The sequence below is a fragment of the Kribbella yunnanensis genome (assembly GCF_039529655.1).
GTDB classification, from domain to species: domain Bacteria; phylum Actinomycetota; class Actinomycetes; order Propionibacteriales; family Kribbellaceae; genus Kribbella; species Kribbella yunnanensis.
Map to the genome: position 1 here is coordinate 168,031 of NZ_BAAANF010000008.1, position 26,311 is coordinate 194,341.

The window sequence follows — 26,311 nt, forward strand, 5'->3', positions numbered from 1 at the left end:
TCGCCGCGGAGCACAGGGTCGCAGGCCGAAGGAGTGCGCACCCCTGTGGGTCCTCTCCCCACAGGGCAAGGGCGTTGCCAGGTGCAGCGGGCACCTTCGGCCACTCGCTGCACCTGGCAACCCCGAACCATCCGTACGAGGCCGAAAGGAGAGAGACGATATGCCGTACGACGGAGGAGTGTGGCTTGATCCGTACGTGGCACCGAGACTGCGTCCGCTGCCAGCTGGCGCGCGGATCGTGAAGACCACCACGTTCGGCCAGTCGATTCACATCGTCGGGGTCGACGTCGACGAGTACGGAGAACCCCTGGCGGAACTGAGCGGCGACCACCAGCCAGGGGAGGTACCCCCCGACCGGCCCCCTACGGAAACCGCCGGAGAGGCGGAAATCGGTCTGTCTGATCCCACACGCTCGTTTTTGGGGCCCCGATGACCCGGCCCCGGAAGCCGCGGCCGCCGGCCGATCTGCAGGCCCCAGGTAAGGCCTTCTGGTCGAGGACCGTCAGCACGTTCGAGCTCACGGACTCGGAAGTCCAGTTGCTGCGGGCAGTCTGCCGTCTCCTCGACGAGATCGAGCTTCTCGAGGCCGCGATCGACCGGGACGGTGTAGTCGTGCGTGGATCCACGGGGCAGATCCGGGTACATCCGGCCGTGGCCGAGGCGCGAGGGCATCGCGTCGCCGCGGCAAGGCTCATCGCCCAGCTCGCACTGCCAGATCAAGACGACAACACCGTGCTGACGGCACTCCAGGCTCGGAGCCGCCGAGCAAACGACACCCGATGGGGCAAGGCGGTGAGCAATGGCCAGGCGTCGTGAGGTCGTGCGGCGTACCGCGGCGGGGACGGCCGCCATCCCCCGCCGGCTCATCGACACCGCCCTCCTAGCACCGGAAGAGGTCCACGAACTGCGGGCCGAGAGAAACGCCTGGCTCGATGAGCATGGGCTCGGCGGCATCTCGTTTCGCGAGTACCACGAGCTGCTGACGGCCTCGCGGGAGTTATACGGCATCGAAGTGGCAGATCCGCGCTCGATGTTCAAGGACTACTGACCCCCCGAACACCCAACAACCCAAACACGCACGCCGAGTCGGAAGCCAGTGACGCAGCCCGACAACTGCGGTTCCCGATCAGGGAAAGCCCTCGGTTCCTCGGAACTAACAGGGAGATCCTGGCATGACCAACCGCACCGTCTCAGTGAACCTTCTCCTCCGGAACAACGCGTTCATCGCCGGTCTGCGCGAGTCCGGTGCCGCGGTGAAGAGGTTCACCGGCCAGGTCTTGGACGAAACGAAGAAGAACAAGGTGCAGCTCGACGACGTCGCCAATGGCTTCGCATCCGTCGGTCTCGCTGCAGGTGCGGCGTTTGTTGTCGCGGTCAAGCATTTCGCTGACTTTGACCAGGCCATGTCGAAAGTGCGTGCCGCGACGCACGAGACCGCCGGCAACATGGCCGCGCTGCGTGACGCGGCGCTGGATGCGGGTGCGAAGACGGCGTTCTCCGCGACCGAGGCCGCGGGCGCGATCGAGAACCTCGCGAAAGCCGGCGTCGCCACCAAGGACATCCTTGGTGGCGGTCTGAAGGGTGCCCTCGACCTCGCGTCGGCCGGGGAGCTCGCGGTCGGTGACGCGGCCGAGATCGCGGCCACCGCGATGACCCAATTCAAGCTGTCCGGCAAGGACGTACCGCACATCGCTGACCTGCTTGCGGCCGCGGCCGGCAAGGCACAGGGGGAAGTGTCCGACGTCGCGCAGGCGCTCAAGCAGGGCGGTCTGGTTGCGTCCCAGTTCGGGCTGTCGATCGAGGAAACCACCGGCACCCTCGCCGCGTTCGCATCGGCCGGTCTGCTCGGGTCTGACGCTGGTACGTCGTTCAAGACGATGCTGCTGCGGCTCGCGAATCCGGCTGCGGACGCGGCGGCCGAGATGAAGAAGCTCGGCATCGCGGCGTACGACACGAAGGGAAACTTTGTTGGGATCGCGCCGCTGGCCGAGCAGCTGCAGGCGAAGCTGTCCAAGCTCACCCCGGCCCAGCGCGACGCGGCACTGGCGACGATCTTCGGGTCGGACGCGATCCGGGCTGCGAATGTCCTGTACCAGAACGGTGCCAAGGGCATTGCCGAGTGGACCACGAAGGTCAACGACCAGGGGTACGCCGCTGAAACCGCCGCGCTGAAGACGGACAACCTGAAGGGCGACATCGAACGCCTCGGTGGCGCTCTGGACACCGCGCTGATCAAGGGCGGGTCCGGCGCCAACGACACCCTTCGGGCGATCACGCAAACCCTCGACAACGCCGTCACCGGGTTCTCTGAGCTGCCCAGCTGGGTCCAGCAGGGGGCGACCGCGATCGCCGGGTTGGCCGCTGTCGGCGGTCTCGGCGCGGCCGGGATCATCAAGACCACGCAGGCTGTTGCTGATCTGCGGGAAGCATGGTCCGGGCTGAGCAAGACCGGCCGGGGCCTGTCCCTGGCGGCTGGCGGTGTCGGGATCGCGCTGCTCGCCGCGACTGCGATATACGGGGCGTTCGCGAAGAAGAACGCCGAGGCGAAGCAGCGGGTCGAGGACCTCCGCGGGACGCTCGACGAGCAGACCGGTGCGATCACCGGCAACACCCGCGCCTACGTCAGCAACCAGCTCGCCCAGTCCGGCATGCTGGCGTCCGCCAAGGGCATCGGGCTGGCGTTGACGACGGTGACCGATGCCGCGCTCGGCAACGAGGCCGCGCTGAAGAAAGTCGTCGCACAGCTCGACGCCGTGATCGAAGCCGGCAAAACGCAGACGAACACCGGCAAGTCCGGCATCATCACGACCTACACCGACAGCGCGAACGCCGCCAAGAAGCTCAAGGACGAGTTGACGGGGATGAACTCGTCGCTGACCGACGCACAGTCCACGACGCGTCTGGCGTCCGAAGCCAGCGCGCAGCACAAGTCGGCGGAGGAGCTCGCGACCGAGGCGACGCGGAAGGCCAACGAGGCAATCCAGGAGAAAGTCCAGTCCCTGCAGGATGACATCGCGGCGATGCACAAGGCATCCAACGCCGCACTCGAACTGTCAGGGTCACACATCGCGGTGCAGGCCGCCATCGACGACGCGACAGCGAGCCTCAAGGAGAACGGCCGGACCCTCGACATCGGCACCGAGAAGGGCCGCGCGAACCGGACCGCGCTGAACGAGCTCGCCGGCTCGGCGAACCGGCAGACCGACGCGATGCTGAAGGCCGGCGAGAGCAACCGGAAGGCAGGCCAGGCCGCGCTTGGTGCACGGGCCAGCTTCGTCAAGATCGCGATGCAGATGGGTCTCAGCAAGAAGGAAGCCGACGCGCTCGCCAAGTCGCTGATCGACCTGCCGCCGACCGCCAAGACCACCGTGTCGACCCCGGGCGCGAAGGGGTCGAAGACCGACGTCGACGGGCTCAACACCAGCCTGAACAACCTGCCAAAGTCGAAGACGGTCAACGTCACGACCAACATGTACAAGAACCTGATCGAGACCCACACGGTCAAGCCGATCGGCGTTCTCGCACCGGGCCGGGCCGCTGGCGGGATCCTGCCGGGGTCGCCCTCGGCGAGCGACAACATGATCATCAAGGCGGCCTCCGGCGAGTTCGTGGTCAACTCCCGCCAGAACAAGAAGCACCGCGGTCTCCTCGAGGCGATCAACTCGGGTCTGGATGGGTTCGCGACCGGCGGCTTGGTAGGCGGTGGGAAGCTGGTCGATCCGGCGTACCTGCTGCGGCAGCTGAACACGCCGTTCAACCCGCTGGCCGGCATCAACTTCTCCGGCACCCTCGCAGCCCTCAACCGGGCGAACGCAGCCGCGGCTCCTGCGCGCGCGAACGCCGTACGGGCCGAGGCAGCCGAGTCCGCAGCGAAGGCACGCGTCGCACAGCTGCAGCGGGCTATCACACTGCAGCAGCGGTACGTCGCTCAGCTGCGAGCTCAGGGCGCGTCGGAGGCGGAGATCCGCCGCGAGCAGAAGGAGACCATCGGTCTCCAGGACCAGCTGTACGCCGCGCGAGGCCGGGTCACCGCGGCGACGAAGGCCTCCGCCGCCGCTGACGCGGTGTACCGGACGAAGGCCGACGCCGCAGCGAAGGCAGCCGCGGCGCACCGGGACTCGATCGAGAGACTGATCGCGGTTCAGGAGGCCGCGGTCCAACTCGCCCAGCAGGTCGCCTCCGGCCTCACCGGCGCGGTAGACATCGGCACGCTGTTCAGGGGATCCGGAGAGAACCTGCTCGCCGGGCTGCAGCAGCAGGGCGCCGGGCTCGAGTCGTTCCGCAAGCTCATCGACCAGCTCCGCGCCCGGAAGCTCTCCGAGGACCTCATCGGGCAGATCGTCGGCAAGGGCGCCGGGCAAGGCAGTGTCCTCGCCCAGGCGATCCTCGATCAAGGCCTCAGCTATATTGCTGCGCTGAACGCGGCCCAGAAGAACCTGCAGAACCAGGCCAACCTCATTGGTGCCGGCGCCGCGAACGCCCAGTACGGCGTCAAGGTCTCCGGCGCCCGCGCCGCCGGCGGGTACGTCGCCCCGTACAGCAACTACCTGGTCGGCGAGACCGGACGCCCGGAGATCCTGCGCATGGGCTCGCAGGCGGGTTGGGTCGCGCCGACCCAGATCGACGCGAACCGGTTCATGAGGTCGTCCTACGGAGCCAGTGGCGGTACGACGATCGTCCGGCTCGATGCCCGCGACCTGCAGACCATCGCCCAAGCCGTCTCCAGGGTCGACGTCAGACTCGACGAGGGCAGGCTCACCCGTCTCATCGACGTTCGTGCAGGGGAACTCGATGACCGGCAGGCCCGGGAGTTCCAGGTTGGGAGGCGCTGACGCTTGGGACGGGGTCAGGTGTGAAGCTCTGACGGGAAGTCGTCTTCCTCGCCGTCGAGCCAGCGGGCGCCGGACTCGTCCCGGTGGTAGCCCCGGTGATCGCCGACGACGCATGCCTTGTGTGTTAGCGGGTGCACCCCGTCGCACTGCAGATCCTGTGCCGCGCGAAGGATCGGCCAATCGTGCTCGTTCTTCGCTGCTGCCATGGCTGCCCCCTGCGTCTGTTGATCACGATCAGTGGTCATGTCGTCATGACCAGTTAGGAGTGTGCCAATTCCCATGGCGAACCGTCAATCCCAAGGGGTTGGTTCTGCTTCGGCGAGTGGCAGACTGTCCCGATCAGGACGACATGACGAGGGTGCGGAGTGGGTTCGATGATCGACCGCGTCAGCGGTGTTCCGGCGTACCGCCAGGTGGCGGCCGACCTGCGGGGCAAGATCAGCGACGGCACCTATCCAGCAGGCGCCAAGCTGCCGTCAGAGCGGACTCTGATCGGCGCCTACGATGTCTCACGCATCACGATCCGGGAAGCGATCGCCGTGCTGCGCTCAGAAGGGCTCGTGGTCGCCGAGCACGGCCGCGGCGTGTTCGTTCGCGCCACAGCATCCGTCGTACGCCTCAGCCGCACCAGACTGAGCAAGGCGGCACGTGACGCCAACCAGGCATACTTCCTCGGCGATGCGACCGCGAACTCGTTCAACCCGACTGTGCAGGTGACGATCCGGTTCGAGGAGGCGTCACCTGACCACGCCGCGGTGCTCGACGTACCGGCTGGCAGTGAACTGCTCGTGCGCGAACGCCTGATGCTGGCCGACGGTCAGCCGATGCAGCTCGCCACCTCACGACTGCCGCGCGACCTGACGAGGGGCACGCAGGCCGAAGAGATGGACACGGGCCCTGGCGGCATCTACTCGCGTCTCGAGGAAGCCGGCTACAAGCCGAGCCGGTACACCGAACTAGTGAAGACCCGGATGCCGAACCGGGACGAGACGACGGCACTCCAGTTGCGCGCCGGCGTCCCGGTGCTGGTCGTGCAACGAGTCGCCTACGACAGCAGCGGCCGTCCCATCGAGGTCAACGAGATGACCCTCACGGGCGACCGCTACGAGCTGGTCTACGAGATCCCCGCCGACTAGTACCGTCGCCGCCGGCGGCGACGGATGTATGCCGCGGGTGCAGGTGGCCGCATCGCCTCGACCAGCGCTTCGATGTTGTCCTCGGTGAACCGCATTCCGGCGTTCCGGGCTGATGACAAGCGCAGCGGCCGGATGACACCGTCGCGCACCTTGTCGTAGATGAACCGCTGACTGACTCTGAATGCCACCGCGATCTCAGCGGTCGTGTACAGCTTCGGAAGGCTCACGACAAGCAAACGACTGATTCTCGATCGAGGCACGGCAAGGGACGAGGCCGGCTACTTGCCCAGCGGCCCGCTCGCCGCCGGACTTGCGCCAGCCTCGCCCCGCTCTCGGATTCAGGCCGCGTTGCGCGCCCGCACTACCCCCTCTTCTGTGCCCGCTCGTACTCGTCCAGGTCGATCCCGAGCTCAGCGGCACGGCCCTCGGTGTACTCGTCCAGCTCGGTGACGAGCTCCCGGAAGCCCTCTCGCCACTGCTCAGCCGGGACCTGGCTCAGCAGGGCGAACAGCTCCGCCCTCCGGGCGTCCAGATCCCGCTTGAACTGGACGAGTACAGCCGCCGGCACGTTGGGCCTGTCGCCTTCCTCGAACGTCGCGGTCATGACGATCAGCCCCTCGTCGCGTCGAAGCGATCGACCTCGGCCGCAAGGACCCGCCGCTGCGCCGCCAGATGCCCCGTAGCGGCGTCGATCCGCTCCAGAGCCATACCAGCCGCGGCACGCGCCGCGCTCTTGTCCTGGGCGGCGTCACGGACGCGCCACATGGCCAGGTAGGCGCCGATGTCGTCGACGGCCTCGCGGACGAACGTCATGGGGCTGGGGGTACTGCTGGGAGATACTTCGTTCATGGTCGGACCTCCAGTGTCCGGTTCTAGGCCTCGGCCGGCGGTTGAGTCGCCGTGCCGGGGCCGTCTTTGTGGTTGCAGTTGCGGTTGCAGTTCGCTCAGATCCTTAGAAGTTCGCTAAGGTTCGAATCCCTTGTAAATAAGGAGGTTCGAATGACTGCGGACCACGGTGGACCACGTGCCCGGGCACTCGTAATGAGAAGGTCGTCGGTTCGATTCCGACAGGCGGCTCCACCAAGGCCCCTCTGGCCGGGCAAAACGCCCGAATCAGAGGGGCCCTGCCTCTTGCCTCGGGTGCCCGCAGATACGCACGGACGTCGGGGGCGCGCGTCGGCGTTGAGGGACGAGGGCGGTCTTCGCCCTGGCAGGATAGTCTCGGTGACGATGACGGCGGCGTTGCCCTGCGCCGTGAGCTGTCTGAGCTCCGGGCCGAGCGAGACCGGCTCCGGGTCGAGAACGTGCGGCTGTCCCGTCTGCTGGAGCTGCGAGGCCAGGACACCACACCTGTTGTTGAGCAACTCGCCGCGCCCATCGGGCCTGGCGGGCTGGTATCGATGGCAGGCTCGACGCCGCAGCAGAAGCTTGCCCTCTACTTGGACCTGTTCCGTGCCAGGAACGACACGTACGCCAAGCGCTGGGAGGACCCGCGCACGGGAAAGAAGGGATGGATGCCTGTGGCGGCGGGTGGGTGGCGCAGGGGTATGACGCGCGCGACCGCCCGTCTTCTCCCGCTTACTCCGGATGTCGTTGCGGAACACCTGGCCGCGCGGTCGCGGCAGGATTTGTTCATCGGCCTCTACCCGATACTCCCGGACAACACTTGCTGGTGGTTGGCTGCCGACTTCGACGGCAAGACCGCGATGCTCGACGCCCTGGCATACGTCAAGGCCGCCAGAAGTGCCGGCATCCCCGCGGCGCTGGAGATCTCCCAGTCTGGTGCCGGGGCACATGTGTGGATCTTCTTCACCGCGGCGATCCCCGCGCAGACGGCACGCGCGGTCGGCACCGCGCTGATCCATGAGGCCATTCTGCAGCGCGGCGCCATGAGCCTGGGCTCCTATGACCGTCTGTTCCCGAGCCAGGACGTACTGCCCGGCTCTGGACCTGGCAACCTGATCGCCGCACCGCTCCACGGCAATCGCCGTAAGAACGGGCTCACGCTCTTCCTCGACCCGGCCACGCTGGAGCCGTACGAGGACCAGTGGGCGTTCCTTTCGACGCTGGACAGGCTTACCCCGGGGGACGCAGCCCGTCTGGCCCGTAAGGCGTCACGCGCGACCGTCGGCCGCGATGTCACGACCCTGGCACGAGCCGAATCCACGAAGGTGCACCCGCCCATGCCGCCGGTGGTGCGCGCCGAACTCGCCGCCGGCATGGTCTTGGACGTGACCGCTCTCCCGCCTGCTGCTCTCGCGACGTTCAAGCATGCCGCATCGATGGCGAACCCGAAGTTCTACGAGCTGCAACGGCTGCGCAAATCCACGTGGGATACCCCGCGGTTCGTTACCGGGTACGACCTGACCCTGGACGAGAGGCTCGTACTGCCTCGCGGACTCCGGCACCTGGTCGCCGGCATCGTCGAGCGCAGCGGCGCCCGCCTCGATGTCACCGACAACCGGATTGCGGGCACGGAAATCGACGTCGCGCTCATCGGCGAGCTCGCCGACCGGCAGGCCGCGGCCGTCGGCGAGCTACTCGCGCACGACGATGGCGTCCTGGTCGCCCCGCCAGGATCGGGCAAGACCGTTATGGCGTGCGCGGTCATCGCCGAACGGGCGGTGTCCACACTGATCTTGGTGGACCGCAAGGCCCTCGCCGACCAATGGCGGACTCGACTGACCGAATTCCTCGGCCTCAAACCAGGACAGCTGGGCGGCGGGCGGACCAAGCTGACGGGGATCGTCGATGTTGCCATGCTGCCCACCCTGGCCAGGCATGACGACGTCGAGAACCTGACTGCCGGATACGGGCAGGTCATCGTCGACGAAGCTCACCACATCGCCGCAGCCGCCTACGACCACTCGGTCAAGAAGATCGCCGCCCGGTACTGGCTCGGTCTCACTGCTACCCCTGACCGCCGCGACGGCCTCGGCGAGCTCCTGCGGTGGCAGCTCGGACCAGTACGGCACACGATGACCGACGAGATACCCGGGACGCTTGGCGAAGCAGCCGGCGCCACTGCAGGACCGGCGCGCGTGCTGCATGTGCACGACCATCTTCACCGCAGACATCGCTCAGGACGCCCCGTCACCCATCGCCGAGGCTCACCGGGCACTCACCGTCGACAGAGACCGCAACAAGCAGATTCTGGACGACGTCCACGCCTCTCTCACCCAGGGGCGCAACTGCCTGGTCCTGACCCGCCGGGTAGCCCACCTCGAAACGCTGACGTCGCTCCTGACCGGTTGCGGCCACGAACCGCTTGTGCTCCAAGGCGGGATGCCGGCCAAGGAACGGCGTGCCATCGTCGAACGACTCGCCGACGTGAAGGCCGGGGACGGTGTCCTGGTCGTGGGTACGACACCGTTCGTCGGTGAAGGGTTCGACGCACCGGCCCTGGATACCCTGTTCCTCGCGGCGCCGATCTCCTTCGATGGACTCCTGCTCCAATGTGCAGGGAGAGTCGTGCGCCCAGCACCCGGCAAGACCGTCGCGGAGGTCCACGATTACCATGACCCGCTCGTCCCGTTGCTGGCAACCTCGCTCCAGCGACGCATGCCCGGGTACAAGCGGCTGCGATTCGAGCGGGTCTGACGACGGCCGGCTCAGGGCGGGGCGTCAGTCGTCGCACTGACTCAACTCGATCGAGCGCCCTGCAGGATCCCGGTCCGCGTCTGTCCGGTTCAGCGAACGTTCCCCAAGCCGCCGAGTTCGTTGGCGGTGGACAGTTTTCTCGACGATGACGGTGGTGAGTGCATAGCCGAGGATGGTGAAGGTGCCAGCCTCCAGTAGCTGCTGGTTGCGATGAGTTGGGGCTCAGGCGTGATGGAATCATCCATGCTGACATCAAGCTGAAAGCTTGAGTTGCGCAGGGGCGATCGTGGCAGGTATGATGAGCCGTGGTCCGTCGTAACGGCCGTCATCTCGAATCGGCGCGGTTCTCAGACTTGCGCCGTCGAATGTGACATCGTCGCCGTCGGTGGCGGCGATGGCCCTGACGCGATCGCGCATCACTCGTTTCCGGGTATCGATCCTGAGTCGTCGCGGGCCGATGACCAGGTCAGGTGCTGCGGGTCCCAGGTTGCGTTGTTCGAGTTCTTCTCGAGTGTGGGGTCGATGAAGGCGGCGACGAGTTCTGCTGCGGTCTTGGCGGTAAAGGGTTCGGCTATTGGTACGCCTTTGGCTGTTCTGGGGTATGTCCGGGTCCAGTCGGCGGGGATGTCGAAGTGTTCGAACGGTTCGATGTTGCTGAGGTTCTGTTTGGCGGCGATTGCGAGCTGTAGCTCATGCAGGTCGACTGTCTGGGTGTGGGCCAGTACGACGAGGTCGACCAGGTCTTTGACGCGACTGCTGTGCTTGCCGCCGGGATAGTTGGTGTCCATGGTCGCGCAGACTTTGTCGGCGATCTGGTCGGCGGCAGGGTAGAGCCGGTAGGGGTGAGTGACGAGTGGTCGGCGCAGATGGAGCCGGTTGGCCGGCTCGATCACTTCGGGTCGACCGATCGGCGGCGGTCCGACTACGACGTCGACCACGATGGTGTCGATCTGGTTATCGTGGTCGACGTCGATGCAGGCAAAGACATAGCGCCGCGTCGCTACGCCGGGCTGGTTGTCGCCGAGGCCGGTGGGCGTGGAGCGGATGAGCCGGAACGTGAGATGGTCGCCGAGCTCCACGTCGACCAGTTCGGTCAGGGCTTTCTCGGCTTCGGCGAGATTGGGCGCTTGCTGAGCTGCAAGGTCTACGTCCTTGGTGGTGCGCGAACGGGGCACGCGGGCGAGCATGCTCATCCCGCCCTTGAGTAGCCACTCGGACCGCTCGCCGTGGGCGAAGACGCGAGAGAGAAACCGGTCGAAGCGGGCCTGCCGGATCGTCGCGTCGACGCTGGCAGCACTGACTCCGGGGCCGGCGTGCTGGGCGGCCTTCTTGGCGGCGTCCTTGATCGCCAGCTCCAGTGATCGCCAGTCGGCGTAACCTTCGTTCTCAGCCACGATCCCATCCTTCCGGGCTCACGCCAGCCAGCTCGAACAGGTCGTTTGCCAGAGAGCTGCCGTCACCCTTGCGCTGTGCTGCGATGGAGTCGAGGTAAGCCGCGAACCGGGCGGGTGCCACGAGCTTGTCGGTGCGCACTGCGTCGCGGACGGCGTCGGCGACCAGAGACAGGTCGGTGCCGAGTTCGACCAGGTCTGCGAGGGTACGCTCGATGGTCAGGGTGGGGAGTCCGTCAACGGGTATGACCTCGGCACGGGTTAGTTGCCGGATGCGTAGGTGAACCCCGGGAAGCCGGGTTCCTTTACGTGTGGGCACGATGAAGTCGAGGCCGTCGAGGAAGAAGTCGCCGACATCGTGGACTATCGCCGCCGTGATGCCTGCCCCTACGACCGATGCGACCCCGGTCTTGGTGCGGTGTGCGGTCGCTCCCCCCAGCGCCAGCCAGGTCGCGTAGATCGCCTCGTGATCCTGTGGTGGTGCGCCGGCCATGCGGTACACGCCCTGTGCGACACGCTCAATCGCGCCGGCTGAAGCCATCCTGGAGAGCTGCTTACGGGAGACACCAGCATCCTCGGCCTGGGCAGTAGTGACCAGGCCCCACCGGTGTTCCGCGATGGAGCCGAGCCGTACCAGCGTCGAATCAGCCATGGCAACTATTGTACCCAGTTTCGGGTACAAATGTTGTAATCTGCTGGTTCGCCTAACCCCAGTAGACGACCTCGTCCCCCGGACTCTCGGACCGATCCGAGGTGCGGGTCGTATACCCCACCCGTACCCCTTGGAGCTCCTAAAGGGTGCGATTTGGCGCACGATTCAGACATACGACCCGCAAAAGTACGGGCCAGAGTATGAAAAGTTAGAGCGTCGATGGAACGAACTGAGGCGGATCCCTGGTCATGCGTCAGTTGGGCTGGGTGCCTGTCACTGTGACCTCGGCCAGGCTGATCACACCGGCGGTGGTGGCCGGCGACTGGACCTTGACGTAGCGGGCCACGGTGTTGGTCGGCAGGCTGGTGACTGCGCCCGGCGTGGCCCCGAGGTTCAGCTTGGTCACCGTGGGGTCGGCGATCAGTTGGGCGTAGGTCCGGCCGGAAATGCTGGCGGTGGAGAGGAACACCACCGCGTTGTTCAGCTTGTCAGCCGAGGCGTCGGTCCGGTTGTGCACCGTGACGTTGCTGAGCCGGGAACTGGTCAGCAGGTCGACCTGCCACCAGGGCTGTGAGCTGGACGCCGTCCGGCTGACGGACCCGGCGGCGAAGACGCCGTTGGTGTTCCCATCCACGGCCCGGGCGGCGGTGCCGACGTCGGTGGACGACTGCGTGGCCGGCCGGTTGGTGGACAGGTTCACGGCGCCGGTGGTGCCGGCGACCTGGACCTCGGCCAGGTTCAGGGTGGTGAGGATGCTCGACAGTTGCACCCGAACGTACCGGCCGGTGGCGTTGCCCGCGTTCAGGGTCAGGCTGTTGGTGGTGGACGAGAACGCCGAGAACGGCATCTCCTTCACCGAGGCGTCGGCCCGCAGCGACGACAACGACCGGCCGGTCATGTCGGTCGAGGAGATGAACACCGAGCCGCTGCCCAGCCGGTTCGAGTCGGTCCGGCTCCACAGCGTGACGGTGGAGACGGCCGCCGCGGAACCGAGGTCGACCTGCCACCACGGCTGGGTGGAGAGGTTGGTCTGGCTCACCGAGCCGCTGGAGAACACGCCGTTGGTGTTGCCGTCCACCGCCCGGGCCGCCACCGCGGAACCGCTGGTGCTCGACTGGGTGGCGGTCTTGCCTTGGGCCAAATTCGGCGGACCGGTGACGGTCACCGTGGTGGTCGACGCCGCGCTGTCCGCCTTGCCGTCCCGCACGACCAGGCTGAAGGTCAGCGTGGATGCCGTGGACGGAGCGGTGAAGGTCGGCTTCGCCGTCGTCGTACTGGACAGCGTCACCGCGGGTCCACCGGTCTGGGTCCAGGTGTAGGTCAGCGGGTCGTTGTCGGCGTCGGTACCGGACCCGTTCAGGGTCACCGCGGTACCCGTGTTGACCGTCTGCGCCGTACCGGCGTTCGCGACCGGTACCTGGTTGACCGGGGTGGTGGTCACCGTGGTGGTCGACGCCGCGCTGTTGGCCTTGCCGTCCCGCACCACCAGGCTGAAGGTCAGCGTGGATGCCGTGGACGGAGCGGTGAAGGTCGGCTTCGCCGTCGTCGTACTGGACAGCGTCACCGCGGGTCCACCGGTCTGGGTCCAGGTGTAGGTCAGCGGGTCGTTGTCAGCGTCGGTGCCGGACCCATTCAGGGTCACGGTCGTACCAGCAACGACCGACTGCGGCGCACCGGCGTTCGCCACCGGGACGTGGTTGGCCGGCTCCGAGAGCGGCTGCGGGGTGCAGTTGCTGATCGAGACCGTGAAGGGCTCGAGGTCGTTGTTCGTCTCGATCATGGCGCCGTTCTCGGAGCCGCTGAGCGAGATGGTGTACGTCTCGCCGGCGTCCACGAGGGTCTCCCGCCACACGTCCGTACCGCGCTCCCACTCGATGATCAGGACCCGGCCGGTGACCACGCGGACAGTGCAGCCGTCGGCCCAGGCGCCCATGTACGGGTAGAGCGGAGCGCCCGACTCCGAGTAGACGGTGCGCGCGTTGTAGCCGGAGCGGCCGTTGCCCTGGTAGGCCGTGCCGACCGGCCAGGTGACCACGCCGCCGTACCAGTCACCGGGGTCCTCGCCGGTTCCGGCGTAGCGCCAGCGGGCGCTGACCCAGGAGACCGGGTCGCAGGTGGTGGGGTCGGTACAGGCGGGCGGTGGCGGCGGGCCCGGCTCGCCGGGCACGAGGACGTACTCGAACGGCGAACCGCTCTGCACGCTGACGATGCTGCTGCTATTCAGGGCACTCGACACGGTGTAGCTCTCGCCGTCCGACAGCGTGGCCAGCGACGAGTGCGGACCGTCGGCCGCACCCGCGTAAACCGTGGCGCTGCCGGATGCGACGGTGATCTTCCAGCCCGCCACCTTGGACACCGGGGCGTACACGTCGTGGGAGACGGTGTAGCCGTAGCGGGCCCGGACCGGCTCGGCCGCGGCCGGCCAGACAGCCGCGTTGCTGGAGTCCGACGGACCCCACGGGCACGGGCTGCTGGTGCAGTCCCAGGTGGCCAGCACCGAGCTGTCACCGGAGGCCAGTGGCGCTTCGGCCGGGGTGCCGGGGGTGATCGTGTACTCGAACGGTGAGCCGTCCTGCACGCTGACGATGCTGCTGCTGCTCAATGCGCTGGACACGGTGTAGCTGTCGCCGGCCGACAGCGCGGCCACTGGCGAGTGGGAATCGTCGGCCGGGCCCGCGTAAACCGTGGCGCTGCCGGATGTGACGGTGATCTTCCAGCCTGCCACTTTGGACACTGGCGCGTACACGTCGTGGGAGAGCGTGTAGCCGTAGCGAGTCCGGATCGGCTCGGCCTCGGCCGGCCAGACCGCCGTGTTGCTGGTGTCCGACGGGCCCCACGGGCACGGGCTGCTGGTGCAGGACCACGTCGCCACAACGGACGGCACAGGATCACCCTCGGCTGCCCGCGCGGGCAAGGCGGTGAGGCCTAGCACCATCACGACCGTTGTAGTCAGAACGAAAAATGCGGTCGCGAAACGTCTCGACATGCCGGCCCCCCGGATTGTGCTTCTCCCCTTGCGGCAAACCGTAGCCCAAGTCGCTCGCTGTCAACTGAAAAAAGATGCAACTACGAGCCATTTGTTATGGACTGCATCACGCTACGAAAAACCTCCATCACTCATCGATGAAACCCCATTACCCATCGATGAGAATGGGCGAGATCGCGGGACTGGTTGCCGGTGGCGCTGAACGGCGCAGGTGCACCCTCGAGCATCCGCAGGAGCTCGAGCAGCCGCCTGCAGATGTCGATCCGGGCCGCGGGCAACATCCACGGTGTCGTTCAACGCGGGAACGGCAAGTCCGCCACGAGTAACAGCCTGAAGATGCTCCCCCGTAAGGCAGCGATTCGGAGCAGTTGCTAACGGCCTAGCTGACAAGGGCGTAGACGAAGATGGACGATCTATGCCCCAGCCCTGGTGCTGTCAGCAATGGCCGGCGTGGGTGTGGCGACTAGGTGTCCGAAACGTCCGCTCCCCACCCGTCGAACTCCAAGCCGTACTGGGCGCCTGCACGCACCATTCGTTCCACCCACTCCCGAAGGTGAGGCAGGGATACGGGCTGAGGATTAGTTGTCCCTGTCACCGTCCAGACCCGGCGTCTCCTGAAGATCCCAGTCTGATGAACCGTCACCTGGACTGACGCGACCTCCGGTGAGAGGGCTGATTCAAGTTCCTCCGCAGCTCGCTGTTCCCCGCCGAAGAACGTGAAGTCGAGCCTCAAGAGGCTGCCACCGGTCACACCCGCACGTTGTAGCGCAGCCCAGGTGTCGTCCGTCATGGCCAACTGCACAGCTACGGCGTCGTCAGTCGTCATACGAGGAATCATGGCCCGTTGTGCCCTTCCAGACGTAGTGACCCGTGATACCTGAGCGGGGCGTCATGGCCGTCACGCCGAGGGTTGCCGACACGTTCGGCGGTGCGGATGCTAGCGGAGTCGATGGATAGGCCCTCGCCGCCTGTCAGATCCGCGCCGTACAAATCCTTGGTGATCTGGAAGGACTTGCACAGCTTGATCAGATACACGGACGCCACGCCGCCTGACTCCCACATGACCTGGGTTCGCGGCGTCTTCTTGTTTCCGTGGTGGACCTCGTCGGCGAAAGCCGGATAGGACTCAACATCACGGATCACCCCGGCTGCGCGACCAGACGTCGTGTGATGCACCAGGACCTTGCCAAGGAAGTCGGTGGCGCACTCAGCCGCAGGGCGTAGGTAGAACTCTTTGCCTAGCCACGTAGCCGAGGAGGGGCGAGCAAGCTGCGTCAGGTCGGTGCGAACAAGGCCCTGGACGAGAGTGGACAGCGATGGAGCGGCCAGCCAGGGTCACCGCTCGCTCCTCCGCCCTCAAGACGCCGAGACGCCTGTCGCGCTCTCAGAGGGCGACTGCCTGGGCGAATTCCTGGATTGCTTTGGGGTCGGTCGAGTGGTGGAAGCCGACGGCTAGTTCGGTGACTCCGGCTTGTTCGTAGGCGGCGATGCGGTTCCGGATCGTTTCGGGTGTGCCGTAGAGGAGGTAGGAGGCGAAGTCGCCGGGGTAGAAGGCGCCCATGCTCGGGTGGAGCAGGGCCTGGGCAGCTTTGTCGGTGTCGGTGAGGAGGGCTGCGGTGGTCACGGTGATTCTGATTGACGCGAAGTCGCGGCCGACGTCGGCGGCGTGGGCGCGCAGGATCTGGAGCTTGCGCTCTACCTCGGCAGGTGAGGTCATCAGGTTGCAGGCGTCCGCGAACTCGGCGGCGATCCGCAGCGTGACCTTCTCGCCGCCGCCGGCCACCAGCAGCGGGATGCGGGGTTCCTGGACTCCCTTGGGTTGCGCGTAGGCGTTCTTCAGCGTGTAGAACTTGCCGTCGAAGTTGGTGACCTCGTCGGTCCAGAGGGACTGGATGATCTGTACGGCCTCGCGTAGCTCACGTAGTCGCTGGCCGGCGGTTGGGAACTCGTAGCCGAAGGCGTCGTAGTCGGCCTCGTACCAGCCGGCCCCGATGCCGAAGGTCAGGCGACCGTGGGACAGGACGTCGAGGGTCGATGCCATCTTGGCCTGGAGGGCCGGGTTGCGATAACCGTTGCCGGTCACCAGCTGTCCGACCCGGATGGTGTCGGTCGCCCGCGCCACGGCCGTCAGCAGGGTCCAGGCTTCGAAGAGATAGCCGTCCGAGGGCGGGATCGTCTGCAGGTGGTCAGGCAACCAGACCTCCGAGAACCCGGACTTCTCCGCGGTCCGGGCGAGCTCGATGACGCGCTCGGCGGCCTCGACGGGATCCTTGAAGGCGGTGAAATCGGAACCGAAGCCGGTGGGAAGGAACAGGTTGTACTTCATCGTCGAGCTCCCGCGGTGTCAGGGCCAGTAGGTCTCGACGTACTGACCCGGAGGCGCTGCCGAAGAGATCGGTCGATCGCCGATTCCTTTCGGGTCCCGGCGAGGTCAGTAATCTGAGGACAGAGCCACGCACGATGGAGGCCGCATGCCGGACGACAACCAAGTGACCGAAATTCGCACCTACCGGCTGCACGAGTCAGGGCGGGACAAGTTCCATCAGGTGATGGCTTCCCAGGCCGTGCCGCTGATGACGGCCGCCGGTCTGAAGGTCGTGTACTTCGGTCCTTGCGCGGCTGATCCCAACGCCTATCTGCTGATCCGCGCCTTCGCGTCGCCGGCCGATCGCGAGCTCGAGAAGGCAGCCTTCTACGGGAGCGCGGCGTGGAAGGACGGGATCGAGGCCGAGGTGATGAGCTGCATCGACACCTACTTGACGGCAGTCGTCCACGGACCGATTGGTGTGCGATGACCATGCTCGAGGAGAACGTTCTGCTGAGCGAGCTCGAGCGTCGGCGGCACGAGCTGCTCGCGCATTGCTACCGGATGATGGGGTCGGTGCACGAGGCCGAGGACATGGTCCAGGAGACGTCACTGCGCGCCTGGAAGAGCTACCGGACGTTCGACGGCCGCGCCTCGATGCGGGTGTGGCTCTACCGCATCGCGACCAACGCCTGCCTGACTGCGCTCCAGCACCGCAGCAAGCGGTTCCTTCCGTCCGGCCTCGGTGCGCCGTCGGATGACCCGGATGCTCCGGTGGTGGAGTTCGACAGTGACGTCGGGATGCTGCAGCCGATCCCGCAGGCGCTGCTCGATCCGGCGACGATCGTCGGCTCACGGGAGACGCTGCGGCTCGGGGTCATTGCGAGCCTTCAGCACCTTCCGGTCTCGCAGCGGGCCGTTCTGCTGCTGCGGGACGTCCTGTCGTTCTCGGCGGCCGAGACGGCGGAGGTCCTGAACACCACGACGACGGCCGTGAAGAGCACGCTGCAGCGTGCCCGCGGCAAGATCGCCGCGGTGACCCCGCGGCTCGACGACATCGCGGAGCCGGAAGATCCGGCGTACGGCGAATTGCTCGACCGGTACATCGCGGCGATCGAGACGAGTGACGCTTCGGCGCTCGCGGACGTCCTGCGCGACGACGCGACGCTGGAGGCAGCTGGGACGAAGACGTGGTTCTCCGGGAAGAAGACCTGCCTCCCGTACCTGGTGAATCAGGTGCTCGGCGCACCGGGCGACTGGCGGATGCTTCCGACCGCTGCCAACGCGCAGCCGGCCGCCGCGGGCTACCAGCGGCAGGCCGACGGCTCGTACGCCGCGTACGGGCTGGTCGTGCTCGACCTGACGCCGACCGGGATCCGGGGGATCACGTCGTTCCCCGAGCCTGATCTGGTGACGAGGTCTGGTCTGAGGCTGGTGCTCGAAAAACTCTGAGCGAGGTGTCGATCGACGGGGTGGCCAGCACGTCGTTGGGGTAAGCGGTCCAACCGGGGCCTCTGCGAAAGGAAGCACGATGGCGAAATACCTGATCCTCATCTACGGCGACGCCAGCGAGTGGGGTGCGATGACCGAGGAGCAGTGGGTGGCGCACGGAGCGGCACACGAGAAGTTCGCGGCCGCGGCTGGTGCGAAGGTCCTCGGCGGCGCAGAGCTGGAGTCTTCGGCGGTCGCGGCGACGACGCTCCGGACCGATGCTTCCTCCGGGCGGGTGACGACGACCGACGGGCCGTTCCTGGAGACGAAGGAGGCCGTCGGCGGCTACTACCTGCTGGAAGCCGCGGATCTGGACGAGGCGATCGCCCTGGCGGAGCTGTTGCCGGAGGTGCACGCCTCGCACAGCGGAGTGGAGATCCGGCCGGTGGTGCAGAACGGATGAGTGATGAGGTCCTCGCTGCGGTGGCGCAGGCTCACCGCAGCGAGTGGGCTCAGGTGCTCGCGACCACCGCGCAGCTGATCCGCGATCTCGACCTCGCCGAGGAGTGCACCCAGGACGCGTTCGTCCAGGCGCTCGAGGTCTGGCCGCAAACCGGCATCCCGCGGAATCCCGGCGCCTGGCTCACGACCACGGCGCGGAACCGTGCCAGGGACCTGCTGCGCCGGGATTCGGTCGCGCGCCGAGCGTTGCCGCTGCTTGTGCCGCCCGAGTCCGTGACCGGACCTGAGAATGAGCGCGACGACGACCGGCTCCGGCTGATCTTCACCTGCAGTCACCCTGCCTTGGCGCCTGATGCGAGGGCGGCGCTGACGCTTCGGCTGGTGTGCGGGCTCTCGACGCCTGAGGTGGCCCGGGCGTTTCTCGTGCAGGAGTCGACGATGGCGGCCCGGATCACCCGGGCGAAGAAGAAGATCAGCGTCGCCAAGATCCCGTACCGGGTGCCGTCGCCGGAGCAACTCGGTGACCGGGTCCGCGTCGTGCTCGACGTCGTACACCTGATCTTCAGCACGGGGCACACGGCTCCGATCGGCGCCGAGCTGGTTCGGCAGGATCTGATCGACAGTGCGATCGACCTCGCTCGTCTGCTGCACTTCCTGATGCCGACCGACGCCGAGGTCAGTGCGCTGCTGGCCTTGTTCCTGCTCGTCGACGCCCGCCGGGGCGCGCGGATGTCGGAGAGCGGCAGCCTGGTCCTCCTCCCGGATCAAGACCGATCACTCTGGGACGCCGACATGATCAACGAGGGCACCGCCTTGCTGACCGATGCGCTGCGGCGACGACCACCCACGAGGTACGCGATCGAGGCCGCGCTCGCCGCCGTCCACGCGGAGGCGCCGACCTGGCACGACACGGATTGGTCGGAGATCGTCAGCCTGTACGACGTCCTGCTGCGACTGTGGCCGAATCCCGTGGTCGAGCTGAACCGCGCAGTCGCCATCGGCGAGCGTGATGGTCCCGAGGCCGGTCTGGTTGCGTTGCGGCCGCTCTTGTCCGAGCCGGCGCTGGCCACCTATGGGTACCTCAGCGCCGCTCGGGCTGAGTTCCTGCGTCGACTGCAGCGCTGGGACGAGTCGGCGGAGGCGTACCAGGAGGCGCTGGCGCTCACCGACAACGGCGTCGAGCGGACATTTCTCAGCGGGCGACTCGCCGACGTACGAAAGCGCTAGTGCACCGATTCCTTTCCGGAGCGGGAGGGGTCAATAGTGCATGACTGACAACAAGAATCGACGATTGGTGCAGGGTGTGCTCGTGTCGCTCAACGGGATCACGAGCGAGCCGCTGACCTGGGCCGGGCCGTATTTCGGGGACGGGAGCGCGGAGCATTCGCTGGCCGCGTTGGAACGCAGCGGCGGGATGCTGATGGGACGCCGTACGTACGAGGTCTTCTCGCGACAGTGGCCGAAGGCAACGGGTCCGTACGCCGACTTTCTCAATCGGATGCCGAAGTTCGTGTTCTCGTCGACCCTGGCGAAGGCTGAGTGGAACAACACCACCGTCATCGGTGGTGACGTGGCGAAGGAGGTTCGAGCGCTCAAAGAGGCCGAGGGCAATGACTTGGTTGTCTACGGCCACGGACGCTTCGGTCAGACGCTTGTGGACGCTGGTCTCGTGGACGAGCTGAACCTGACGATCGTGCCGGTCTTCGTTCCGGACGGTGTTCCCTTCTTTCGCGAGGGTGGGGACGAGCATCGCTGGGAGCTGGTCCGGGCCGGGCAAGGCCACGACCCGGGCCTGGCGAACCTCACCTACCGCCCGGTGGTCACCGAGCGCTGAGAGGTGTAAGAGCCGACGCGATGGGCGGGGGAGCGCTGTGGGTCTGCGGCCAGTCGGTCGCCGATCGTGCGCTGGAACGCTTGGAACGCGGGTAGTTGCGGCAACGGGTCGACATCGTCCTCGGCCTCGACCACGTGGACGAAGGTGATGCCGTCGTCGAGGCGGAAGCTTTGGTACCGGAATCCTGCAGGGCCAGTGGTTTCCAGCTCTGCGAACACCTGCTCGATCAGGTGCTGGTTCTCGTCCGCGGTGTCGACGGTCGTGCGGTAGGTGATGACGGTCGTTCGCATGGCAACTCCTCGGTTCGGCTGTCTTGCCGGTATGGACAGCCGAAGCCCGCGGGATTCATCGCAGCGATGAGTTTCGGTGCTCCAACCGGTCTACCCACCTGAGAACCGAACTGATGGAGGATTGATGAGCAAGGGAACGGGCCTGACGACCCAGCAGCGCTGGGTGCTCGCCCTCACATCGCTGGGGTCCATGGTGGTCGCGCTCGACTCGCTGGTGGTGGCGACGGCACTCACCACGATCCAGGAGCAGCTCGGCGCATCGCTGGCCGACCTGGAGTGGACGGTCAACGCGTACAACCTGACCTTCGCCGTACTGATGCTGAGTGCGGCCGCGGCTGGGGATCGCTGGGGGCGGCGCCGGGTCTTCGCGGGTGGATTCGCCCTGTTCACGCTGGCTTCGGCCGCTTGCGCCTTGGCGACGTCGGTCGACTGGTTGATCGCGGCCCGGGCCGTCCAGGGCGTGGGTGCGGCTGTGGTGATGCCGCTCGCGATGGGGCTTCTGGGCGCTACCTTCCCGCCGGAACGGCGTGGCTGGGCGACCGGTGTCTTCAGCAGCCTCACCGGTCTTGCGGTGCTCAGCGGGCCGGTCGTCGGTGGCGCGATCACCCAGGGGCTGGATTGGCACTGGGTATTCTGGATCAATGTCCCGGTCGGGTTGGTGCTCGTCCCGTTGACGCTCAAGCAGATCCCCGAGAGCCACGGCGGCAACCGCCGGCTCGACCTCGTCGGAGCCGGGCTGGCCGCCGTCGCGCTCCTTGGCGTGGTGTGGGCGCTGATCCGGGGACCGGAGGTCGGCTGGTCGACCACCGAAGTCCTGGGCTCCCTGGTGATCGGTCTGATCGTTGGTGTCGCGTTCGTCGGCTGGGAGCGTCGGGCTCCGGCGCCGATGCTGCCGCTGAGCTTGTTCAAGGTGCGCTCGTTCGTCGCAGTTAATTTGGCCGGGCTCCTGCTGGCCGCCGCTCTGATCGGCACGTTGTTCTTCCTGTCGCAGTTCGTTCAGGTGGTCCTGCATGACGGTCCGTTCGCGGCCGGACTGCGGTTGCTGCCGTGGACGGCGACGTTGTTCGTCATCGCGCCGATCGCCGGGCGGCTCGTCGATCGCGTCGGCGAGCGACCTCTCGTCGTACTGGGGCTTGCCGCCCAAGGTCTCGGGTTGCTCGCGGTGGCGGCGCTCTCGGCCAACGGGCTGACGTACGGCGAATTGCTGGCGCCGATGGTCATCGCCGGAGCCGGTGTGTCGGTGGCGATGACCGCGGCGCAGAGTGGCGCAGTGGCCGCCGTACCGGGGGAATCGGTCGGCGTCGGATCCGGCGTGTACGGAATGACGCGGCAGGTCGGGAGCGTGGCCGGGATCGCGATCGCGGCCGCAGCGTTCGCCTGGTACGGCGGTTATGCGTCGCCGCACGAGTTCGAGCGCGGCTTCACGGCGGCGATGGTCATTGTCGGGGCGCTGTCGCTGGCCGGGGCTGTCGCCGGAGCCGGTCTGTCCCCCCGCGCTGCTGATCGGCCGAGCGCAATGGCAATGGATCGCGCATGAGTTTGCAGACCGAGGAGTTCGAGGCTCGGACCGAACCTCATCGCGGTGAGCTGGTCGCTTTCTGCTACCGGATGCTCGGCTCACTCCACGACGCGGAGGACGTCGTACAAGAGACGTTCCTGCGTGCTTGGCGTGGCTATGGTGAGTTCGAGTTCCGGGCGTCGATCCGGACGTGGTTGTTCCGGATCGCGACCAACCAATGCCTGAATCTGTTGCAGCACAGCAGTCGTCGGCTGATTCCCTCCGCGCTCGGCAGCCCAGGTGACCCGAGGGAGATCGCACCGGCAGCATCGGACCTGCCGTGGCTCGAGCCGTTTCCGGATCTGCTGTTCGCTCCGCCGCCGGCCGACCCCGGCGTACTCGTCGTCGAACGGCAGAGCCTGCGGCTGGCACTGGTCGCGGCTCTCCAGTACCTGCCACCGCGGCAGCGCGCCGTACTCGTCCTTCGCGAAGCGTTCGGCTGGCCGGCCGCGGAGGTTGCCGAGCTCCTGGGTACGACGGCGGCCGCGGTGAACTCAGCCCTGCAACGAGCCCGCGCCGAGCTGACGCGCGCGGCGCCGGATGAGGAGTTGCTGACCGAGCCGGCGGAGTCGGACAGGCGAGCGCTCCTGGATCAGTACGCGACGGCCTTCGAGAAGGCAGATCTGGAGAGTCTGAATCGGCTGCTGGCTGACGAGGTGCGGTGGGAGATGCCTCCGATCCCCACGTGGTTCGAAGGGCGGGACGACGTACTGGAGCTGCTGCGCCGCAAGCTCGACCCGCGGGCGAAGCGTCGGCTGGTGCCGGTCTCGGCGAACGCGCAACCGGGCTTCGCGGTGTACGACGAAGTCGGCGGGCGTCTCCGGGCGCACATGCTGCAAGTGGTCACGATCGGCAGCGGCGGGATCCGGGCGATTCACAGTTTCCACCGCCCGGACCTCTTCCCCAGCTTCGGCCTGCCACTGCAGACCACCGTGGGATTGCCTTAGCCGGCGTGGAGTTCGGTGACCAGCTTCTCGACGTGGGCGCGGATCTCGTCGCGGACCTGGCGGACTACCTCGATGGACTGGCCGGCCGGGTCGGTCAGCTTCCAGTCTTCGTAGCGCTTGCCGGGGTAGAAGGGGCACGCGTCGCCGCAGCCCATCGTGATGACGACGTCGCTGGCCTGCACGGTTTCGGTGGCCAGCAACTGCGGGGTGTTGCCGGTGATGTCGATGCCGACCTCGCGCATGGCCTCGACGGCAATGGGGTTGATCTGGTCCGCAGGTGCGGATCCGGCCGAAAGGACGTCGACGGTGTCGCCGGCCAGGTGCCGGAGCCAGCCGGCGGCCATCTGGGAGCGGCCGGCGTTGTGGACGCAGACGAACAGCACGGTGGGGTTGCTCACTGGGTAGCTCCGGTGGTGTCGGTGTGTGGGGTGACGATGTCGGCGGCGGCACGGCCCGCATCGGGGTACAGCAGGGCGACGAGTCCGGCGCCGACGATGCCGCCGAAGAGCTGGAAGGCGATGAAGGGGAGGACCGAGCCGGGCGCGATGCCGGCGAACGTGTCGCTGAAGGCGCGTCCGATGGTGACGGCGGGGTTGGCGAAGGAGGTCGACGAGGTGAACCAGTACGCCGAGCCGATGTAGGCGCCGACCGCGGCGGGTGCGATGTTCGCGCGTCCGGTCCAGGCGAGAGCGAAGATGAGCAGGATGAGGCCAGCGGTGGCGACGACCTCGCTCAGCCACAGGTGCTCGGCTGACCTGTCGGTTGTTGACCACGAGACCGCGGCCCGGTCGAACATCAGGTTGGCGAGGACCGCGCCGCCGATGCCGCCGAGGATCTGAGCGGGGATGTAGGCGGCGAGGTCGCGTGCGGTGATGCCGGTGCCGCTCGCTTGCCCGAGCCGCCAGTCGACGAGTGACACGACAGGGTTGAAGTGCGCGCCGGAAATGGGGCCGAGGGCAAGGATCAGGACGGCCAACCCGAGCGCGGTGGCAAACGCGTTTTCCAGCAGTTGCAGGCCGACGTCACCCTTCGACAGCGAAGCTGCCGCGATCCCCGAGCCGACAACCACGGCGACCAGTAGTCCGGTACCGAGCGCTTCGGCGGTGGCGCGGCGCCACAGTGGCTGGCTCACACGTGCTCCAGCGGTACGGCGAGTTCGCCGAGCAACCGCCGTACGCGGCGCTCGATCTCGTCGCGGATCGGGCGGACATCGGCCACCTCGAGACCGTGCGGGTCGTCGAGATCCCAGTTCTCGTAGCGGGTACCGGGGAAGATCGGGCAGGCGTCGCCGCAGCCCATGGTGATGACGACGTCGGCGGCGCGGACGATCTCGTCGGTCCACGGCTTGGGGTATTCGCCGGAGATGTCGATCCCGCGTTCGGTCATCGCTGCGACGGCCGCGGCGTTGATGGCGATTCCCGGCTCGGTTCCGCCGGACCAGGCGACGGCGTTGTCGCCGGCGAGGTGCTGGAAGAACCCGAGTGCCATCTGGGAGCGACCGGCGTTGTGGGTGCACAAGAACAGGGCGACCGGCTTGCCGTCGTCGTGGCGGCCTTCGACTCGCGCGAGCGCGGTGAGGCGTTGCCGGGCGAAGCGTTCGGCCAGCAGGGGAAGGAAGTTCGGGATGGTGCTGCCGGTAGCGAACTGATCGTAGCTGGAGTGCAGGAACCGCTCGATCGTTTCCGGCCCGTAGTACTGGGAGAACTCGTCGCGCAAGCGCGCAGCGGCGGTGTGCAGCGCGAGGTTCTGATCGATGGACAGGTCTTCGCGTTGGTGGACGGTCATGGTCGGCTCCTCGGGGAGTCTGGGTCTGCGAAGGCGGGGGCGAGGCGGTCGACACGGTCGGCGATCTCGCGGTAGGCGGCGTCGAAGGCCGCGTCGGTGCCGACGGGTGTGGGGTCCGGCACGGACCAGTGCAGCCGCGGCCGTACGTCGGGATGCAGGTGCTCGTAGGCGTTGTCGCAGACCGCGATGACGAGGTCGTCGGGCTGGACGACGTCCTCGACCCGCGAGGTCTGCCAGCCGGCCGGATCGAGCCCGTGCCGACGGGCGACCTTCACCGCGCCGGGATGAACGCGGGTCGCGGGTTCGGTGCCGGCGGACAGGGCGGGAACGTGGCTTCGTCTGGCCCAGACGGCTGCGGCGAGCTGTGAGCGGGCCGAGTTCCGCGTGCAGACGAACACCACCCGTGGCGCTGACAGGACGGGCGCGGCGATGGTGGTGAGCGCATCGGGGACGAGACGCACGTAGGTCCGGCGGCGGTCGCCTTCGGAGCGGGTGCGGATCACCACGCCGGCCTCTTCGAGCACCTTGAGGTGGTGGGCGACGAGGTTGGTCGGCATGTCGAGCGCCGTACCGAGTTCACCCGGTGCGACGTCCCCGGCGATCAGGGTGTCGACGATCGCCAGCCGGCCGGGATCGCCGAGTGCGGCGTGAATCCGGGCTCGGGCAGCGAGAGGTGATAGCTCAGCGTTCATTGACTCAATGATCACTGAGCTATTTAATCCGTGTCAACTACCCCGGGTTGATGGGAGTGGCGAGTAGGCCGGCGATCCACTGGATGCGCTCGGGGATCGGCCAGTAGTAGACCCAGGTGCCGCGGCGCTCGCAGTCGACCAAACCGGCCTCGCGCAGCACCTTCAGGTGGTGGGAGATCGTCGGCCCGGAGACGTCGAACTGCGGCGTGATGTCGCAGACGCAGATCTCACCACCGGCCGAAGCGATGATCGACAGGAGTCGCAGGCGCACGGGGTCGGCGAGCGCTTTGAAGGCTGCCGCGCCTGCCGCCGCCTGCTCCGCGTCGAGCGCGGCGGACGAGATCGGGGCGCAGCATCCGGCTGCCGGGGGAGCGGTCAGCGTGAGCTCCTGTTTAGACATAGGTCTATCT

28 protein-coding genes and 1 pseudogene are annotated in these 26,311 nt (G+C 67.1%); 13 read left to right on the plus strand and 16 right to left on the minus strand.

The window, feature by feature from the left end:
• Positions 1–429 precede the first annotated feature (429 nt).
• From ABD231_RS12270 to ABD231_RS12280, 3 genes are all read left to right on the plus strand, one after another.
• Positions 430–816, plus strand: coding sequence for a P27 family phage terminase small subunit (locus ABD231_RS12270; RefSeq protein WP_344149615.1), 387 nt, complete (start codon positions 430–432; stop codon positions 814–816).
• Complete coding sequence (locus ABD231_RS12275; RefSeq protein ID WP_344149617.1) at positions 800–1,048, plus strand: hypothetical protein; 249 nt, start codon at positions 800–802, stop codon at positions 1,046–1,048. The genes ABD231_RS12270 and ABD231_RS12275 overlap by 17 nt, the downstream gene beginning before the upstream one ends.
• 124 nt (positions 1,049–1,172) lie before the next feature.
• Positions 1,173–4,832, plus strand: a complete 3,660-nt coding sequence (locus ABD231_RS12280) for a phage tail tape measure protein (RefSeq protein WP_344149619.1) — start codon at positions 1,173–1,175, stop codon at positions 4,830–4,832.
• 14 nt (positions 4,833–4,846) lie between these two features.
• Here ABD231_RS12280 and ABD231_RS12285 read toward each other — a convergent pair whose 3' ends face one another.
• Complete coding sequence (locus ABD231_RS12285) at positions 4,847–5,038, minus strand: hypothetical protein (RefSeq protein ID WP_344149621.1); 192 nt, start codon at positions 5,036–5,038, stop codon at positions 4,847–4,849.
• A gap of 168 nt (positions 5,039–5,206) precedes the next feature.
• Between ABD231_RS12285 and ABD231_RS12290 the strand changes: the two genes are divergently transcribed.
• A complete protein-coding gene (locus ABD231_RS12290) occupies positions 5,207–5,968 on the plus strand; it encodes a GntR family transcriptional regulator (RefSeq protein ID WP_344149623.1) in 762 nt (253 codons plus the stop codon).
• Here the strand turns inward: ABD231_RS12290 and ABD231_RS12295 are convergent.
• From ABD231_RS12295 to ABD231_RS12305, 3 genes are all read right to left on the minus strand, one after another.
• Positions 5,965–6,195: a helix-turn-helix domain-containing protein gene (locus ABD231_RS12295; protein WP_344149625.1), complete on the minus strand. Its 231-nt coding sequence runs from the start codon at positions 6,193–6,195 to the stop codon at positions 5,965–5,967. The genes ABD231_RS12290 and ABD231_RS12295 overlap by 4 nt on opposite strands.
• A 134-nt stretch (positions 6,196–6,329) precedes the next feature.
• Positions 6,330–6,572, minus strand: a complete 243-nt coding sequence (locus ABD231_RS12300; protein WP_344149627.1) for a hypothetical protein — start codon at positions 6,570–6,572, stop codon at positions 6,330–6,332.
• A 5-nt stretch (positions 6,573–6,577) separates the two neighbouring features.
• Positions 6,578–6,817, minus strand: coding sequence for a hypothetical protein (locus tag ABD231_RS12305; RefSeq protein WP_344149629.1), 240 nt, complete (start codon positions 6,815–6,817; stop codon positions 6,578–6,580).
• Between the two features lie 551 nt (positions 6,818–7,368).
• On the opposite strand from ABD231_RS12305, the pseudogene ABD231_RS12310 reads away from it, so the two are divergent.
• Both ABD231_RS12310 and ABD231_RS42160 read left to right on the plus strand, forming a co-directional pair.
• Positions 7,369–8,880: pseudogene (locus ABD231_RS12310) on the plus strand (TOTE conflict system archaeo-eukaryotic primase domain-containing protein); the annotation flags it as partial.
• A gap of 136 nt (positions 8,881–9,016) precedes the next feature.
• Positions 9,017–9,568 carry a DEAD/DEAH box helicase gene (locus ABD231_RS42160; RefSeq protein ID WP_425554173.1) on the plus strand — a complete coding sequence of 184 codons (552 nt, stop codon included), beginning with the start codon at positions 9,017–9,019 and terminating at the stop codon, positions 9,566–9,568.
• Between the two features lie 416 nt (positions 9,569–9,984).
• On the opposite strand, the gene ABD231_RS12315 is transcribed toward ABD231_RS42160, so the two are convergent.
• From ABD231_RS12315 to ABD231_RS12340, 6 genes are all read right to left on the minus strand, one after another.
• Positions 9,985–10,962 (minus strand): nucleotidyl transferase AbiEii/AbiGii toxin family protein, encoded by a 978-nt coding sequence (locus ABD231_RS12315; RefSeq protein ID WP_344149633.1) that lies wholly within the window; start codon positions 10,960–10,962, stop codon positions 9,985–9,987.
• Complete coding sequence (locus ABD231_RS12320; RefSeq protein ID WP_344149635.1) at positions 10,955–11,611, minus strand: type IV toxin-antitoxin system AbiEi family antitoxin domain-containing protein; 657 nt, start codon at positions 11,609–11,611, stop codon at positions 10,955–10,957. The genes ABD231_RS12315 and ABD231_RS12320 overlap by 8 nt, the downstream gene beginning before the upstream one ends.
• Before the next feature lie 253 nt (positions 11,612–11,864).
• On the minus strand, positions 11,865–14,495 hold the full coding sequence (locus ABD231_RS12325) for a PKD domain-containing protein (protein ID WP_344149637.1): 2,631 nt from the start codon (positions 14,493–14,495) through the stop codon (positions 11,865–11,867).
• Between the two features lie 565 nt (positions 14,496–15,060).
• The gene (locus ABD231_RS12330; RefSeq protein ID WP_344149639.1) at positions 15,061–15,423 is read right to left on the minus strand and encodes a ribonuclease E inhibitor RraB; all 363 of its coding nucleotides are present in this window, start codon (positions 15,421–15,423) and stop codon (positions 15,061–15,063) included.
• 8 nt (positions 15,424–15,431) lie between these two features.
• Positions 15,432–15,926: a DNA-3-methyladenine glycosylase gene (locus tag ABD231_RS12335; RefSeq protein WP_344150113.1), complete on the minus strand. Its 495-nt coding sequence runs from the start codon at positions 15,924–15,926 to the stop codon at positions 15,432–15,434.
• A 55-nt stretch (positions 15,927–15,981) separates the two neighbouring features.
• The gene (locus ABD231_RS12340) at positions 15,982–16,923 is read right to left on the minus strand and encodes an LLM class F420-dependent oxidoreductase (protein ID WP_344149641.1); all 942 of its coding nucleotides are present in this window, start codon (positions 16,921–16,923) and stop codon (positions 15,982–15,984) included.
• 145 nt (positions 16,924–17,068) lie between these two features.
• On the opposite strand from ABD231_RS12340, the gene ABD231_RS12345 reads away from it, so the two are divergent.
• The 5 genes from ABD231_RS12345 (at position 17,069) to ABD231_RS12365 (ending at position 20,629) form a co-directional block, all read left to right on the plus strand.
• Positions 17,069–17,392: an NIPSNAP family protein gene (locus tag ABD231_RS12345; protein ID WP_344149643.1), complete on the plus strand. Its 324-nt coding sequence runs from the start codon at positions 17,069–17,071 to the stop codon at positions 17,390–17,392.
• Positions 17,389–18,354, plus strand: coding sequence for an RNA polymerase subunit sigma-70 (locus ABD231_RS12350; protein ID WP_344149645.1), 966 nt, complete (start codon positions 17,389–17,391; stop codon positions 18,352–18,354). Before ABD231_RS12345 ends, ABD231_RS12350 begins: the two co-directional genes overlap by 4 nt.
• 79 nt (positions 18,355–18,433) lie before the next feature.
• Positions 18,434–18,796 (plus strand): YciI family protein, encoded by a 363-nt coding sequence (locus tag ABD231_RS12355; protein WP_344149647.1) that lies wholly within the window; start codon positions 18,434–18,436, stop codon positions 18,794–18,796.
• Positions 18,793–20,022 carry an RNA polymerase sigma factor gene (locus ABD231_RS12360; protein WP_344149649.1) on the plus strand — a complete coding sequence of 410 codons (1,230 nt, stop codon included), beginning with the start codon at positions 18,793–18,795 and terminating at the stop codon, positions 20,020–20,022. The genes ABD231_RS12355 and ABD231_RS12360 overlap by 4 nt, the downstream gene beginning before the upstream one ends.
• 40 nt (positions 20,023–20,062) lie before the next feature.
• Entirely contained in the window at positions 20,063–20,629 is a 567-nt protein-coding gene (locus ABD231_RS12365; protein ID WP_344149651.1) for a dihydrofolate reductase family protein, read from the plus strand.
• Here the strand turns inward: ABD231_RS12365 and ABD231_RS12370 are convergent.
• The gene (locus ABD231_RS12370; protein ID WP_344149653.1) at positions 20,602–20,919 is read right to left on the minus strand and encodes a hypothetical protein; all 318 of its coding nucleotides are present in this window, start codon (positions 20,917–20,919) and stop codon (positions 20,602–20,604) included. The two genes, ABD231_RS12365 and ABD231_RS12370, sit on opposite strands and share 28 nt — an antisense overlap.
• Positions 20,920–21,043: 124 nt before the next feature.
• Between ABD231_RS12370 and ABD231_RS12375 the strand changes: the two genes are divergently transcribed.
• A complete protein-coding gene (locus ABD231_RS12375; protein WP_344149655.1) occupies positions 21,044–22,456 on the plus strand; it encodes an MFS transporter in 1,413 nt (470 codons plus the stop codon).
• Positions 22,453–23,424: a sigma-70 family RNA polymerase sigma factor gene (locus tag ABD231_RS12380; RefSeq protein ID WP_344149657.1), complete on the plus strand. Its 972-nt coding sequence runs from the start codon at positions 22,453–22,455 to the stop codon at positions 23,422–23,424. Before ABD231_RS12375 ends, ABD231_RS12380 begins: the two co-directional genes overlap by 4 nt.
• Here ABD231_RS12380 and ABD231_RS12385 read toward each other — a convergent pair.
• Genes ABD231_RS12385 through ABD231_RS12405 form a run of 5 tightly spaced genes read right to left on the minus strand, consistent with a single transcriptional unit; the run spans position 23,421 to position 26,301 of the window.
• Positions 23,421–23,822: an arsenate reductase ArsC gene (locus ABD231_RS12385; RefSeq protein WP_344149659.1), complete on the minus strand. Its 402-nt coding sequence runs from the start codon at positions 23,820–23,822 to the stop codon at positions 23,421–23,423. The genes ABD231_RS12380 and ABD231_RS12385 overlap by 4 nt on opposite strands.
• Positions 23,819–24,556 carry an aquaporin gene (locus ABD231_RS12390; RefSeq protein ID WP_344149661.1) on the minus strand — a complete coding sequence of 246 codons (738 nt, stop codon included), beginning with the start codon at positions 24,554–24,556 and terminating at the stop codon, positions 23,819–23,821. Before ABD231_RS12390 ends, ABD231_RS12385 begins: the two co-directional genes overlap by 4 nt.
• Positions 24,553–25,209: an arsenate reductase ArsC gene (locus tag ABD231_RS12395; protein ID WP_344149663.1), complete on the minus strand. Its 657-nt coding sequence runs from the start codon at positions 25,207–25,209 to the stop codon at positions 24,553–24,555. Before ABD231_RS12395 ends, ABD231_RS12390 begins: the two co-directional genes overlap by 4 nt.
• A complete protein-coding gene (locus ABD231_RS12400) occupies positions 25,206–25,901 on the minus strand; it encodes an arsenate reductase/protein-tyrosine-phosphatase family protein (protein WP_344149665.1) in 696 nt (231 codons plus the stop codon). Before ABD231_RS12400 ends, ABD231_RS12395 begins: the two co-directional genes overlap by 4 nt.
• A gap of 37 nt (positions 25,902–25,938) precedes the next feature.
• A complete protein-coding gene (locus ABD231_RS12405; RefSeq protein WP_344149667.1) occupies positions 25,939–26,301 on the minus strand; it encodes an ArsR/SmtB family transcription factor in 363 nt (120 codons plus the stop codon).
• Positions 26,302–26,311 lie beyond the last annotated feature (10 nt).